Origin of the sequence: Halobacillus hunanensis (genome assembly GCF_900166655.1) — a bacterium.
GTDB classification, from domain to species: domain Bacteria; phylum Bacillota; class Bacilli; order Bacillales; family Halobacillaceae; genus Halobacillus_A; species Halobacillus_A hunanensis.
In genome coordinates this window covers 1,194,451-1,207,418 of sequence record NZ_FVZB01000006.1, presented here as the reverse complement: position 1 = coordinate 1,207,418, position 12,968 = coordinate 1,194,451, and the positions used below count along the sequence as shown (strand labels likewise).

The window sequence follows — 12,968 nt, the reverse complement described above, 5'->3', positions numbered from 1 at the left end:
TTAAACTCTTAATGGAAAATTAGCCGACCAAGCCAAATCCAGCTATCCATTCAGGGTAGTGTGTGCCTCTTGAGAATGCTGTCGACGCCTAGATTGATAGAGATGGAATAACCCGGCAGTCAGTAATACAATAACAGCACTCATGACATAAAGAGCTGAGAAACTAGTAAAGGTGATAAGCAGACCTAACACATAAGATCCGAGAGCTATCCCTGAGTCATATAGTGTGAAAAATGTGGCCGTAGCATGTCCGCTTCGGTGGTTTGATGCCGATTGGATGGCCATCGTTTGAAAGCTTGGCAATAAGGAGCCATAGCCAAGGCCGATTAATCCAGCTGAAATCAATAAGCCCCACGCAGATTGTGTGAAACTCAAGCTTACGAGTCCAATGGCAAAAATCATTAAACAGGGCAGAATGACAAAGCTTGGCCCCTTTACGTCAAAAGCACGCCCAAGATAAGGTCGGGATAAAATCATTAATAAGGCAAATACGACAAAGAAGTAACTGGAAATAGACGCTAAGCCTAAGGAATTAGCGTATAAAGAGATAAATGACAGGATGCCTGAGTAGGCAAAACCAGTTAAACCACTTATGGCCGCAATGGGCAGTGCTTTAACTTCAAATAGATCGTGAAACGATAACTTTTTTCTAACAGGAGCAGGGAATTCTTCTGCTTGCTGTGGAACATATACAAGCCAAGAACAGATCACGCCAAGTACCATAGATAAGCTTAAGGTAAGAAAAACAGTTTGGAATGTCGCAAATTGTAACAGGGACAAACCAATAAATGGCCCTACAACAACTGCGATATTCATAGCCATAGCAAAATATCCAAGTCCTTCACCACGACGTTCAGGAGGAATGACATCTGCTGCAATAGCTCCCGTAGCCGTAGTTAGCACCCCAAAGGATAGTCCATGGAAAAATCTTAAAGCAAGCAATGCCTCATACTCATTAATCCACATATATAAAAAGGTGGTGACAGCAAATAGGAGGACTGACATCAAAAGGGCGTTCTTTTTACCGGTCCTTTCAAGGATTTTTCCGGAAAATGGACGGACAAGAATCGCGGCAACAAGCATGATTGTTGCCAGTAACCCGCCCTGTGCTTCATTTCCCCCCATGTTATTTATAACGTAAATAGGTAATGTGGTAAGTAATGTATAAAATGTGATAAATACCACGAACTGGGTTAAAGAAATACTTACAAAACTTTTAGTCCAAATCGGATTTTTTTTGTTTGTCATAGCTGTTTATTCACTCCTTGGTTCCAAGTTTGTTTAAAAGCGTTCTTAATTGGTGTTCTTCCTCTTTCGTTAACCCAAGAAGTTCTTCATCTTCATATGTTCTGATGATATTGGCCAATTCTGCTACTTGATCGAAGGTAGACTCCTTGATCTGGATGATACGAGCTCGCTTATCCAAGCCGGGTTTTCGAGTAATCCAGTCTTTTTCCTCCAAACGGGTTAGAGTACGAGTAACAGTAGGGGCTTCAACGTTTAAATATTGGCAGATGGCTGTTTGGGTCATTGGGCCATTTTTGTATAAACAATAGAGAATAGACCACTGTGATGTGTATAAACCAAATTCATTTAACTTTTCATTAATCTGTTTATTTAATAATCGAACTTGCTGGTTTAAAAGGTGTACCAGATTATGATTAGAAGACTTCATATGTTTCACTCCATTTATTTACCTAGGTAAGTAATGTGCATAATGGCTATCGTATAAGAAATTGATGGCTTTGTAAAGAATTTTGGATCAGAGATAAGGGATTGTTTCTCCATCTATTAGGTGGTCATACGATTTTGTGATATGTTAGATGGTATAATTCCACACGAAAGGGCAGGAAAATGGAATGTCTAACGAAATAAACATAACGGTTCGCAATAAATATGCAAATAAATATAGAAAAGGCTATCCACTGATTCTCAAGGAAGCAGTGGTGCTTCCGAAAACATTGTTAGTAGAAGGCACTTTAATGAGGCTTATTGATGAGAAAGGGAAATTTATTGGGAAAGCTTATTATGGCAAACAAAACAAAGGCTATGGCTGGGTAATCAGCCACAACGAATCAGACACCATTGATGCCAGCTTTTTTGATAGAAAATTGAAAAAGGCAGTAAAAAATCGCAGTAAACTATACCAGGATGACGAAACAACTGCATTCCGAGTCTTTAACGGGGAAGGCGATGGCATTGGCGGATTTACCATTGATTATTTTGACGGATATTATTTAATTAACTGGTATAGTGAAGGGATATTTTCATTTAGCGACTATGTGATTAGTTCTTTAGAGAACAATGTCGATTTTAAAGCTATCTATCAAAAGAAACGCTTTGGCAAGCAAGGTCAGTATATAAAGGAAGATGAATTTGTAAAAGGGGAGCGCGGTGACTTCCCTATCATAGTGAAGGAAAACGGCGTGAACTTCGCGGTCTATTTAAATGAAGGAGCAATGGTGGGGATATTTCTTGACCAACGTGAGGTTAGACGCATCATAAGGGATCAATATGCTTACGGGAAAAATGTCCTTAACACTTTTTCCTATACCGGTGCGTTTTCAGTATTTGCTGCATTAGGCGGTGCTTCCCAAACAACTAGTGTCGATTTAGCTAATCGAAGCTATGCGAAAACGATTGAGAATTTTAGTTTAAATGGTATTGATTATGAAGCACACGATATTATTGTAGATGACGTGTTCAAGTATTTTAAATATGCGAATAGAAAGAATAAATCATTCGATTTAGTTATCCTTGACCCGCCTAGCTTTGCACGCTCCAAAAAATTTACTTTTCGGGCAGAGAAAGACTATACCAGTCTTCTAAAGGAAACAATCTCAATAACTGAGGACAGAGGCATAATTGTTGCTTCTACGAATTGCAGTAAATTTAATATGAAAAAATTCAAGTCCTTTGTTGACCAAGCCTTTAAGGAATCTGATATAAACTATAAATTAATTGAAGAATACTCCCTTCCAGAGGATTATAAAACTATATCCCAATTTAAAGAGGGTAATTACCTTAAAGTTCTCTTTATTCAGAAGCAGGGCGGTAAATAAGAATCCTTTATAGCCTCCCTTTAAATTATTTTTTCCTCACCATCATTTTTTGGACTCAGGTTAGAACAAAACTGAATTAAGCATCTACTAATCCGGACAATATCTTTTGAAATCAGTTCGGATTTTTTATGTGTCAATATAATAAGCACACAAAAAAGCACACAAGAAAACATTATGAATGCAACGAGTACTCAAAAATGTTTGCAAGTATGCAAAATTGAATACAAACTGGTTTAACAACTTGCTTGCAAAATAGATTGCAAGAAAACAATTTTGCACGCAAGTGTACGTAAAAGAATGCATAAAATGGCGCATTGACTATTAAGAAGAACTTTAATATGTTTGATAGTAGAGTTAGGTTATTTCTAGTAACCTGCCATTTGAATAAAAGGAGAGATTTAAATGACAAAATCAAGAATTGCTGCTGTTGATGTAGGCAATGATGCAGTAAAAGCAAACTTCGGGAAACTGGAATCTGAGTTATACATCCCTAACGTTATGGCTAGAGACTTGGAAGACCGTCCTGTTATTGGGATTGAAGAATTAGACGATAAAGACCCGCTTGATAATATACATATTAGAGTGCACTCACCTGCTTTAGATGAAAATAACGCTATTTATCGTGTGGGAAATCTGGCTGCTAAAAGTGATAATTCTACCGAACTAGATCCAGGTAGCAGTAAATCGGAAGAAGATCAGACATTGGTTATGCTGTTTGCTTCTCTAGCGTTAGACGCTGTATCAAATAAGGATGCTAAATCCTCCAAGAATAACGTAGTAGATGCAAACTATACATTGGGTACAGGGTTACCATTACGAGAAGTGAAAGAAGGAAAGGACGTAGGTTATCGTTCCCAGCTGCTCGGTTCCGTTCACCAAGTAGAATTTCTAGTAACACCCCAATATCAGGGGATGAAAGTAAATATTAAATTTGATGAAGTCAAGGTTTATCCAGAAGGATTTGCTGCGTTTGTTAATCTTGTTATGGATAATGACTTGAAGATTACCAATAAGGAGCTTATTGATAAACAAATTCTCATACAAGACATTGGTGGTCTATCAACAGATATTGCGGTCATCAGAAATAGAAATGTTGATGATGATAAGGCTCAAGGCTATAACTTGGGAGTATCTGAATCACTGGAACAGATAAGGGATGAAATTCTAACAAAACATGGAGTAGAGTTGGATAGTCGTCGTGATGTGGTAGATATTATTACCCGAAAAAATGATCGTCATCACATTATGGTTAAAGGTAGTCGTACAAGTGTTCATGATATTACAGACCGTATTCTGCTCGAACTCGCTAAGAAACAGTACCGCTTTTTAAGAAACGTTTGGCAGAAGAATTCTCAGTCCGAGATTTGCTATTTTGTCGGCGGAGGTTCTGCAGTACTTAAAGACTACATCAAGACCCTCAACAACAAGCTGGATGGCTTCAACATTGACTTTTTTGAAGATGAAGATGAAAGCATTTGGATGATGGCCAATGCGTATTACAAACTCATTTCTGACTTTGTGCGTAAATCTGAGAAAGTCGATAAGAAAACCGAAACTGCCTCATCATCAAAGTAAGGTGATTGAATGAGTAATGCCAAAAAAAGCGTGGAGAGGGGACAATCCATTACATTCCGTGTCCCTTCTGACACGCCCGATCATATATTGAAAAGTCTTTCTGATCTAAAAGAAAAAGAGCGGAGGAATTTTTCCAGTAAGATTGCCCAATATGTTATGGACGGAGTCAGCTCAACGATCTCAAAGGATAAGGAAACCGTCACAATCCCTTTGCCTCGAAAACTTACAAAAGAACAACGAAACTGGATCAAACATGAACACTCAGAAGCGCTTATGGGAAGCATTATTTATCAGCTTATGATAGATCCAACAAGGGCCATGAGTCTGCTGGCTTCCTTAAACAGCAATGCTGTAGACATCAATGAAGCTTTATTTCTTCAAGAGGAAACGGCTGCGACTACGTCAGATGAAAGTGCGAAAGAAGCAGAATTTCAAGAAGAGCGTAAAGAAGAGGAAGAAGAAGTTGTGGAGTATGATGACAACGACATAAGTGATTTAAACTTAGACAGTCTCCAGGATGAATTACATCAAGAAAAGTCGGAAGAAAATGAAGAAGAGGAAGAAGAAGGCATGCTGGATGACTTTCTTTCGAGTATGAATAGATGAAAATCAACCAAAAGCTATCGCAGCTTTTGGTTTTTCAAATTCGCGGACTAATCTATTCAGAATGATGGACTGAGTCCATAGAGAACTGCTTTATAATTACAGTTCTCTATAATGGATTATGTTCTGCGAAAGCAAGAAAAGTTCTTTCATCTTCAATCAACCCACATACCCCACATTGCACTTTATACTCTGGACCTCTATAATCCATATGGAAGGAAGCTAATTGCCCGCTGCCACATTCCGTTAATACTTCCCCAGTTCTTGGATCAAGTTGAACAGCAGTAGAAAGTTGTTTGATTTTATTAAACCTCGAGCGATTTGTCTTGCAGTTTGGACATAGATAAGGATTCATATAGATCACCTCCAGGATTATATTTTGTACAACTATTGTCTGATTATACAAAAAATAGCAGATAAACTCAGAAAGGTGAAAATTTTTGGCGGACATTTCCCGGGAAATATCGACGAATTTATACAAAGTATGAGAACAATACATAAAAGTAAACGATTTACTTTATTGAAAAAGCAGTTTGGCAATAAGTAGGGTGTTTTTCAGGTATGAAAGGTAGATGTTGAGATGGATGTCGTAATTTTGTTCATGGGAATTATTGTAGCTGCTTCTATTTTACAGACAAGTACAGGGTTTGGTTTTTCCATTATGGCAACACCTTTTTTGTTATTGCTGTTTGAACCAAGAGAGGCAATTCAAATTAACTTAGTATTATCCTTGATCATTTCTTTGGCCTTAATCAGAAAGATTCGTCGTGATATTGATGTGCTTATATTGAAAAGGTTAATCAAGGGGAGTGCGTTTGGGCTAGTGGTAGGAATCGGGATCTTCCTAAAGGTTAATACGGTTCAGTTGAAGTTAGCGGTAAGCATAGTAATCTTGTTGCTTACCTTTCTCTTAATGCTATCTTTCCGTATGAAACAGACGAGGAGAAGAGACGTTTTTACTGGTGGTATATCTGGAGCTTTAACAACGAGTATTGGGATGCCTGGCCCGCCTTTATTGCTTTACTTCGCGGGAACAGAAACAGAAAAGGAAAAAATTCGAGCAACTACTCTGGCTTTTTACTTGTTTATTTACTCAGCAAGTCTAGTCATGCAGATGATCGTTGCAGGTACGGACCGAACGGTTTGGATATCGAGCGGAATCGCACTGCCCTTAGTAATCATAGGGTTATTTTTGGGACAGAAACTTTTTAAATGGGTGAGTCCAGCTAAATTTAAAGTTATCACGTACATTATTCTACTGTTTACTGGATGTTACTTACTGGTAGAAAGCACTTTTTAAAATAAAAAAAGACAGCCTGTATCGGCTGGCGATATAGCTGCTATTTAACATTATTAAAAGCCCCTTTTGTACCTATAAATTCAATCATTGAAGAATGTTTGTTTCATCCTCTGCTTTACAGGCATCTAAATAAAGTCTGTATCGTTAAAGCAAGTAGTAAGTGTTGTGAGGCAAAAAAAGCAAAAATTTATCTTTTTCCAATTAATAGCACTATATGTTTATCCGTCTAAGAATTCAGTTGTATTTTAAAAGATCTACATAAAAAACGGCCCTGCCACAACAGAGCCTTATCCTATGATTATTTAGTCAATGGTTCTTCCTCTCCGAGCTCAATCCAATCATGAGCCCATTTCTCTATATCATCCATTATTGGTTGTAAAGATAAACCTTTATCGGTTAAAGAATATTCAATACGAACTGGCGTTTCAGGGAACACGTCTCGTTTAACTAATCCGTTTTTTTCCATATCTTTCAATCGGTCAGACAGAACTTTTCCGCTTATACCAATCGAAGATTCTATGGTACAAAAACGTTGTTTTCCTTCTAACAGCTGATAAATTATTAAACCTGTCCAGCGTTGGCTAAGGAGGCCGATTGCTTTTTCAAAACGAGGACATATTGATTTATTCATGTCTCATCACTCCTTTACTCATTATACCACGGAAAATAAGGTTATTAAATCATATTTATTTAGTTAGTTAAAATAACTAACTTTAGTTAACGAACTTACTAATAGTAATAACTATAACTTATTTTCCATTATTCAATAAAGGAAAGGCCAGGCATCCATTGCGAAAGGTGTTGTTTCTTTTCTTTTATGACTTGCTTATAGTTTGATAACTCGTTAGAAGTTAATTTATGCATAGGGATCACTTCGTAATTGTGTGGTCCAGAGGAAGTAACGTACGTCAAAACAAATCGTGGTTTTTTTACCTCAACTTTTCCATGGTCCTTCACCAAATTGAATTTTATAATACCCCCGACTCGTTTCTGAAAAGCGTCCTGCCCTGAAAAGAAATTTCCCAGGGAATAAACGGCGAGCATTTTGTTCCCTTGCTGTCCCTCCACCCATTCTATTGGCTGAAGCACATGAGGATGGTGGCCGATTACAGCCTGAACCCCTTGATCTGCAGCGAATTGAACAAGGTTTTTTTGGCGTTGTGAAGGAAAGGGTTCGTATTGTTTTCCAAAGTGAAGGCTCAGAATGACTGCATCACTCACCTTCTTTGCCTTACTGATATCCTGTTTCATTTTTCCCTTGTTAATTAAGTTTACGAGGTAAGGCTTGTTTTCTGGAACGGGAATTCCGTTCGTTCCGTAAGTGTAGCTCAGAAAGGATACGTTTATCTTTTCTTCTGTTTCATAAACGCGGATACGTTCTTGATCTTTTTTACTTTTATAAACACCTGTATACATCATACCTAGACTATTCCAATGGCGGATGGCATTGCGAATGCCGCTTTCTCCTTGATCCAAGCTGTGGTTGTTTGCCAGGGTAACAACATCTACCCCTAATTCTTTCAAAGTGTTTCCAATTTCTTTAGGGCTGTTAAACGTTGGATAACCGGATAAGCCTAGCTCCTTTCCACCAATCATTGTTTCCTGATTAGCTATTGTGATCGTGGTATCTTCTAAGTATGGCTTTACTTGTTTAAGCATGGGCATAAAGTTATAGCCATTCTTCACCTTAGCATCATTGTAAACCCGATCGTGAATGAGCACATCGCCAACCGCTGAAATACTTATAGAGGAAGGCCGCTCGGGAGCTGATTTTTGCTTAAGAGAAATATGTGAAGATGGTGCAGGCTGGGATTCTTGTGGAGGAGTATTCTCCTCACAAGCGCTTAATAAAAAAGCGATAAGAAGAAAGAATATCGGATATAACCGCATAGATGATCACAATCCTTTTTATTATGTAGTAAGCGTATAAATCGAATCAACGCGAACTTTGTCATCCATTATAACAAAAAAAACCTGACCTCAGATGGTCAGGTTATGCATTGCTATGCTGGCTTTTTATCTGGCATGGGAATGAGACTAGCCTGAAGCAGTCGATTTCTAATGGTTATGCCTATCCATGAGGCTAAGGAGGCTTTGATCAAACCTACAGCAATGAAGGGAAAAACACCCGCATTGAGAGCTCCTCCCCACCCTAATCCTGCTACAAATTTCAATTGTACTGCTCCAAAAATCAAGATGACAATCATTCCGAGAGTATTAGCAGCTATAGCCAGAGGAACGGTGAAGCTTGTTTTCTCTAGAATAAAACCAGTTATGTAAGCAGCTGCAATAAACCCAAAAATGTAACCCCCGGTAGGGCCAGCCAGAACTTGAATACCTCCGCTAAATCCAGAGAAAACCGGAATACCAATCGCTCCAATCGCTGCATAACATACCATCGCTGCTGTCCCTTGCCGACTGCCAAGAATTGTAGCTGTAATACCTACGGCCAAAGTTTGTCCACTTATAGGGACAAGAGGGAGGGGAATTTCGAATTGTGCCAAAATAGCGGTGATTGCTGCAAAGATAGAACAATTAAGAAGGGCTCTTAGTTTTTTGCTTTGTTCATTCACGATTAATCACTCCTCTTCACTTATGTTAACCTATTTTAATATAGGTTAACATAAGTGAAGATAACTTTGTAGGAGCGAAAAGTGTGCATGTGCTCGTATTAGTTCTGTTCTGTATAGCCACTAATCATAATATGCGGGTGTATCGTCAACAAATGAAATTAGGTGCAAGTATCGTAGATTACAATCATGCAGAGGCCACCTCAGGTCATCCTTTCATTTCCATTTCATAAAAGTGGTTTTAAAAAGGAGCGGCTGCACCCTCTGCAGTCCGCTCCTTAAGTCAATATATTTATATAGCGGCCTAACCGTAATATTTTGGTATTGCGCCTTTTGCAGCCTTTTTATGCTTTCACATACATTGGGAGATCTGTATGTCCCATCTCCCTGACGTAAACAAATAAATTTCCTTTATGGTTAATCTCATGATCGATAGCCATATTCAACAGCTGACCGGCAGTCATCTCTCTTCCGAAGATATGGCTGACATCTATTGTCTGTTCAAAATCCTCATCTGATAACTTGCTAAGCAATTTCACAGTTGACTCTGTATAAGCATGCGCACGTTCAGATAAGTCTGCTGGGTCATTTTCTTCAAAAAGTTTCTCAGATTCCTGTTTATTAGCCAACCTGGCAAAAGTATAAGTAGATTCAAGAATGTGATGTACGAGTTTTTGAGCTTCCATTGATGTAGGGGTAGGCTTGAACGAATAATCTTTAGGTTCGATCTTCGCTGCTAATTCATTCGTTACTTCTCGATGTGACATCAGATAATCAATTAATTGTGCGCTTTTACTCATAATACTGCCCCTCCTATAATATACTTACTCTTCATAATAAAAGTTATATTTCTTGTAACCAATAGTCAATTAAAAACGTCTAAATGTTATGGACAAGAATTAAGTGGTATTTTATGACTATTTTTTCGTAACGATGTGTTGTATATAGTGTTACATTTATTGCATTTAGTTAAAAGAAGGTGGTTAAAGGTTCAAAAGAGAGTAAAATTAATGTAAAATGAGTAAGTGTAATTTAACGGAGGTTTTACAAAATGTTTAAAGGAAAAAATTATTTTAATAAAAATACAAAAATGAAATTAATCGCCTACGCAATTGTGATCGGAATGTTCTGGATCAAGATGTATTACGTCCAGAGTAGCATTTTTGATTTGGGTGTAGAAAATACAAATCAAGCTTTTATTATGGCTTTTAACCCGTTAAGCAGTATTCTTCTTATCTTTGGAATCGGCATTTTATTAGCTGGCCGGAAAGGGATGCTGGTTTCCTATATTCTTGGCTCTTTGCTTATTTATGCAAACGTCCTGTTCTATAGGGAATACAGTGACTTTATTACGATTCCGATGCTAGAGCAAGTTGCCAACTTGGCTGGAATGGGGAGCAGTATTACAAACATCATGGCTCCGACTGATGCTTTGTTATTTATTGACGTTGTCATCGCTGCTTTTCTACTATTCTATTTAAAGCCAGAACGTTTGCAATTGTTTTTACCAAAGCGCAAAGAGGGTTTAATTTTAGCTATTGTAGCTATTCCTCTTTTTCTAGTTAACCTTACATGGGCAGAAACTGAGCGGACTGATCTTCTCGAGCGGACATTTGACCGTAATAAGCTAGTTAAATTTATTGGTCTTATAAACTATCATGTCTATGACGCCGTTCTTCAAGGGAAGACGGAAATGAAGAGAACGCTGGCGGATAGTAACGAGCTCGTTCCTGTCATAAATTATTTAAATGAAACAAGTACACCTTCGAGTGATAAATACGAAGGTATTATTGAAGGGAAAAATGTGATTGCCATTTCCTTAGAAAGTACACAAGAATTTGTTGTGGGTAAAGAGCTTCATGGCCAGGAACTTACGCCGTACTTTAACGACTTGAAGGAAGAGGGGATTTATTTTGATAACTTCTACCATCAAGTGAAACAAGGTCGTACGTCAGACTCTGAGTTTCTTTTAGCGAATTCTATGTATCCGTTAAATCGTGGAGCTGTATTTTTTACTCATTCTAGCAATGAGTATGAGGCTATGCCGGAAGTTCTGAGTAAAAACGGATATTCTACGAGTGTTATGCATGCTAATGACAAAACGTTCTGGAACAGGAACGTCATGTATGATTCTTTAGGTATCAATAAGTATTTCTCGAAACAGGACTACAAAGTAACAGAAGAGAATTCTTATGGATGGGGATTGTTAGACGAAAATTTCTTCGCTCAATCATTGGAAAAGATGAAGAATTTGGAGGAACCTTTTTATACTAGAATGATCACACTGACAAACCATTATCCATTTACCTTACCAGAAGATAAGAAGCTCATTGAAGAAGGAAATACGTCCAGTGCAACATTAAACCGCTATTTCCAAACGATCCGTTATCAAGACCAGGCATTAAAACAATTTGTAGAAGCATTTAAGCAATCAGAACTCTATGATAATACGATTCTAATGATCTATGGGGATCACTTTGGTATCTCAGAAAACCACCAGAAAGCTATGGGTGAGTATCTAGGTAAGGATATCAATGAATTTGAACAGTTCCAGCTTCAGCAAGTACCACTACTGTTTTATGGAAAAGGTCTTGAGCCGCAAGAGAACCATACAGTAGGAGGTCAAGTTGACTTACGTCCTACCTTAATGAACATGCTAGGGATTGAAGGTAATAACCCTATCCAATTTGGACATGATTTATTAAGTGAAGAGCGCCGTCAGCTAATGATTACACGTGATGGAGATTTTGCCAGTGAAAAATATGTAGGCATTCAAGGTGCCTGCTATGACAGGCAAACTGGTGAAAAAATCAAATCAGAAAAATGTGAGCCCTTCTTTAAGCAAGCCAAAGAAGAGCTGAACATGTCAGATTCAGTTATCTATGGAGACCTTCTAAGGTATCTAGATGAAACAAAAGTAGTCGAACCCATCGATGAACAACAGAAGCAGAAACCAAAAGAATAATCAGAAGCCCTCACCATTCACGGTGGGGGTTTTTTTGCTCAACGATATGAGTAATAATCACTCTACTGTATCAAACCTCAAAAGTGTACTAAAATAAGAGGAGCAAATGAGAGGACGTGAGCAAACGATGGAAAAGGATATCAAACTAATTGCACTAGATATGGACGGAACACTGCTAAACGAGGATTTACAAGTATCCAAAAGAAACCATGAAGCTATTCAAAAAGCCAAAAGTCAAGGAATCCATGTTGTACTCAGCACAGGCAGGTCTCTAGCAACTTGTCAAGGTATCGCAGAGTCTCTTGGGCGATCATCATACATGGTGACGATCAATGGCGGGGAGATTTATGATGAAAATTTTAACCTTGTAGAGCAAAACCTCCTCGAACCTAAACATGTCGAGAGGTTATGGGAACTAAGAAATGGACACGGAATCCATTTTTGGACCTCAACGGTTCAAGGGCAGTTTAGCAGTCAGCAGCCGTTTGAAAAGGAAATCGTTGATTATGACTGGCTTAAATTTGGCTTTGATGTAGAAGATGATGAGGTACGTCAAGTTATTTTAGATGAGCTGCGTAATAATGGAGCATTCGAAATTACAAATTCAAGTCCGACGAACATAGAGGTCAATCCAGCTGGAGTAAATAAAGCGGCTGCATTGTTAAAGGTTTGTGAAAAGTTAGATTTGAAAATGAGCCAGGTGATGTCGGTTGGAGATAGTATGAATGACTTGGCTATGATTCGTGAAGCCGGCTTTGGCGTAGCCATGGGTAATGCACAGGAAATCGTTAAGGAAGAGGCAGACTGGGTAACGAAGACAAACGAAAATGATGGAGTAGCCCACGCAATTGAAAGGATTTTGTGACGTAGTCAATTCAAGACATATTTAAGTA

Annotated in this window: 14 protein-coding genes; 7 read left to right on the top strand and 7 right to left on the bottom strand. The window is 38.2% G+C overall.

Features of this window, described 5'->3' with window-relative positions:
• Positions 1 to 42: 42 nt before the first annotated feature.
• Both B5354_RS11500 and B5354_RS11495 read right to left on the bottom strand, forming a co-directional pair.
• Positions 43 to 1,248, bottom strand: a complete 1,206-nt coding sequence (locus B5354_RS11500) for an MFS transporter (RefSeq protein ID WP_079528908.1) — start codon at positions 1,246 to 1,248, stop codon at positions 43 to 45.
• A 10-nt stretch (positions 1,249 to 1,258) separates the two neighbouring features.
• Positions 1,259 to 1,675 carry a MarR family winged helix-turn-helix transcriptional regulator gene (locus tag B5354_RS11495; protein ID WP_079528906.1) on the bottom strand — a complete coding sequence of 139 codons (417 nt, stop codon included), beginning with the start codon at positions 1,673 to 1,675 and terminating at the stop codon, positions 1,259 to 1,261.
• A 184-nt stretch (positions 1,676 to 1,859) separates the two neighbouring features.
• Here B5354_RS11495 and B5354_RS11490 point away from each other — a divergent pair, with 184 nt between their 5' ends.
• From B5354_RS11490 to B5354_RS11480, 3 genes are all read left to right on the top strand, one after another.
• Positions 1,860 to 3,062: a class I SAM-dependent rRNA methyltransferase gene (locus B5354_RS11490; RefSeq protein WP_079528905.1), complete on the top strand. Its 1,203-nt coding sequence runs from the start codon at positions 1,860 to 1,862 to the stop codon at positions 3,060 to 3,062.
• Between the two features lie 402 nt (positions 3,063 to 3,464).
• Complete coding sequence (locus B5354_RS11485) at positions 3,465 to 4,637, top strand: ParM/StbA family protein (protein WP_079528903.1); 1,173 nt, start codon at positions 3,465 to 3,467, stop codon at positions 4,635 to 4,637.
• Positions 4,638 to 4,646: 9 nt separating this feature from the next.
• Positions 4,647 to 5,243, top strand: coding sequence for a hypothetical protein (locus tag B5354_RS11480; protein WP_079528902.1), 597 nt, complete (start codon positions 4,647 to 4,649; stop codon positions 5,241 to 5,243).
• A gap of 106 nt (positions 5,244 to 5,349) precedes the next feature.
• Here the strand turns inward: B5354_RS11480 and B5354_RS11475 are convergent, their stop codons facing one another.
• Positions 5,350 to 5,595 carry a DNA alkylation repair protein gene (locus tag B5354_RS11475; RefSeq protein WP_079528900.1) on the bottom strand — a complete coding sequence of 82 codons (246 nt, stop codon included), beginning with the start codon at positions 5,593 to 5,595 and terminating at the stop codon, positions 5,350 to 5,352.
• A gap of 225 nt (positions 5,596 to 5,820) precedes the next feature.
• Here B5354_RS11475 and B5354_RS11470 point away from each other — a divergent pair, with 225 nt between their 5' ends.
• Positions 5,821 to 6,540 carry a sulfite exporter TauE/SafE family protein gene (locus tag B5354_RS11470; RefSeq protein WP_079528899.1) on the top strand — a complete coding sequence of 240 codons (720 nt, stop codon included), beginning with the start codon at positions 5,821 to 5,823 and terminating at the stop codon, positions 6,538 to 6,540.
• A 298-nt stretch (positions 6,541 to 6,838) separates the two neighbouring features.
• Here the strand turns inward: B5354_RS11470 and B5354_RS11465 are convergent, their stop codons facing one another.
• The 3 genes from B5354_RS11465 to B5354_RS11455 all read right to left on the bottom strand — a co-directional run bounded on the left by B5354_RS11465 (position 6,839) and on the right by B5354_RS11455 (position 9,113).
• Complete coding sequence (locus B5354_RS11465) at positions 6,839 to 7,171, bottom strand: winged helix-turn-helix transcriptional regulator (RefSeq protein ID WP_079528897.1); 333 nt, start codon at positions 7,169 to 7,171, stop codon at positions 6,839 to 6,841.
• 128 nt (positions 7,172 to 7,299) lie between these two features.
• Positions 7,300 to 8,430, bottom strand: coding sequence for a CapA family protein (locus B5354_RS11460; protein ID WP_079528896.1), 1,131 nt, complete (start codon positions 8,428 to 8,430; stop codon positions 7,300 to 7,302).
• A 113-nt stretch (positions 8,431 to 8,543) separates the two neighbouring features.
• Positions 8,544 to 9,113, bottom strand: a complete 570-nt coding sequence (locus B5354_RS11455) for a biotin transporter BioY (protein WP_079528894.1) — start codon at positions 9,111 to 9,113, stop codon at positions 8,544 to 8,546.
• 83 nt (positions 9,114 to 9,196) lie between these two features.
• On the opposite strand from B5354_RS11455, the gene B5354_RS20505 reads away from it, so the two are divergent.
• Entirely contained in the window at positions 9,197 to 9,343 is a 147-nt protein-coding gene (locus tag B5354_RS20505) for a hypothetical protein (RefSeq protein ID WP_176142467.1), read from the top strand.
• Positions 9,344 to 9,454: 111 nt separating this feature from the next.
• On the opposite strand, the gene B5354_RS11450 is transcribed toward B5354_RS20505, so the two are convergent.
• Positions 9,455 to 9,910, bottom strand: coding sequence for a DinB family protein (locus B5354_RS11450; protein WP_079528893.1), 456 nt, complete (start codon positions 9,908 to 9,910; stop codon positions 9,455 to 9,457).
• A 251-nt stretch (positions 9,911 to 10,161) separates the two neighbouring features.
• On the opposite strand from B5354_RS11450, the gene B5354_RS11445 reads away from it, so the two are divergent.
• Both B5354_RS11445 and B5354_RS11440 read left to right on the top strand, forming a co-directional pair.
• Positions 10,162 to 12,075 carry an LTA synthase family protein gene (locus B5354_RS11445; RefSeq protein ID WP_079528891.1) on the top strand — a complete coding sequence of 638 codons (1,914 nt, stop codon included), beginning with the start codon at positions 10,162 to 10,164 and terminating at the stop codon, positions 12,073 to 12,075.
• 106 nt (positions 12,076 to 12,181) lie between these two features.
• On the top strand, positions 12,182 to 12,940 hold the full coding sequence (locus B5354_RS11440) for a phosphoglycolate phosphatase (RefSeq protein WP_245804761.1): 759 nt from the start codon (positions 12,182 to 12,184) through the stop codon (positions 12,938 to 12,940).
• Positions 12,941 to 12,968 lie beyond the last annotated feature (28 nt).

Bases quoted from the DNA above. Each gene is read 5' to 3' on its own strand.
- B5354_RS11500 (WP_079528908.1), bottom strand. From the start codon at position 1,248: ATGACAAACAAAAAAAATCCGATTTGGACTAAAAGTTTTGTAAGTATT.
- B5354_RS11495 (WP_079528906.1), bottom strand. From the start codon at position 1,675: ATGAAGTCTTCTAATCATAATCTGGTACACCTTTTAAACCAGCAAGTT.
- B5354_RS11490 (WP_079528905.1), top strand. From the start codon at position 1,860: ATGTCTAACGAAATAAACATAACGGTTCGCAATAAATATGCAAATAAA.
- B5354_RS11485 (WP_079528903.1), top strand. From the start codon at position 3,465: ATGACAAAATCAAGAATTGCTGCTGTTGATGTAGGCAATGATGCAGTA.
- B5354_RS11480 (WP_079528902.1), top strand. From the start codon at position 4,647: ATGAGTAATGCCAAAAAAAGCGTGGAGAGGGGACAATCCATTACATTC.
- B5354_RS11475 (WP_079528900.1), bottom strand. From the start codon at position 5,595: ATGAATCCTTATCTATGTCCAAACTGCAAGACAAATCGCTCGAGGTTT.
- B5354_RS11470 (WP_079528899.1), top strand. From the start codon at position 5,821: ATGGATGTCGTAATTTTGTTCATGGGAATTATTGTAGCTGCTTCTATT.
- B5354_RS11465 (WP_079528897.1), bottom strand. From the start codon at position 7,171: ATGAATAAATCAATATGTCCTCGTTTTGAAAAAGCAATCGGCCTCCTT.
- B5354_RS11460 (WP_079528896.1), bottom strand. From the start codon at position 8,430: ATGCGGTTATATCCGATATTCTTTCTTCTTATCGCTTTTTTATTAAGC.
- B5354_RS11450 (WP_079528893.1), bottom strand. From the start codon at position 9,910: ATGAGTAAAAGCGCACAATTAATTGATTATCTGATGTCACATCGAGAA.
- B5354_RS11445 (WP_079528891.1), top strand. From the start codon at position 10,162: ATGTTTAAAGGAAAAAATTATTTTAATAAAAATACAAAAATGAAATTA.
- B5354_RS11440 (WP_245804761.1), top strand. From the start codon at position 12,182: ATGAGAGGACGTGAGCAAACGATGGAAAAGGATATCAAACTAATTGCA.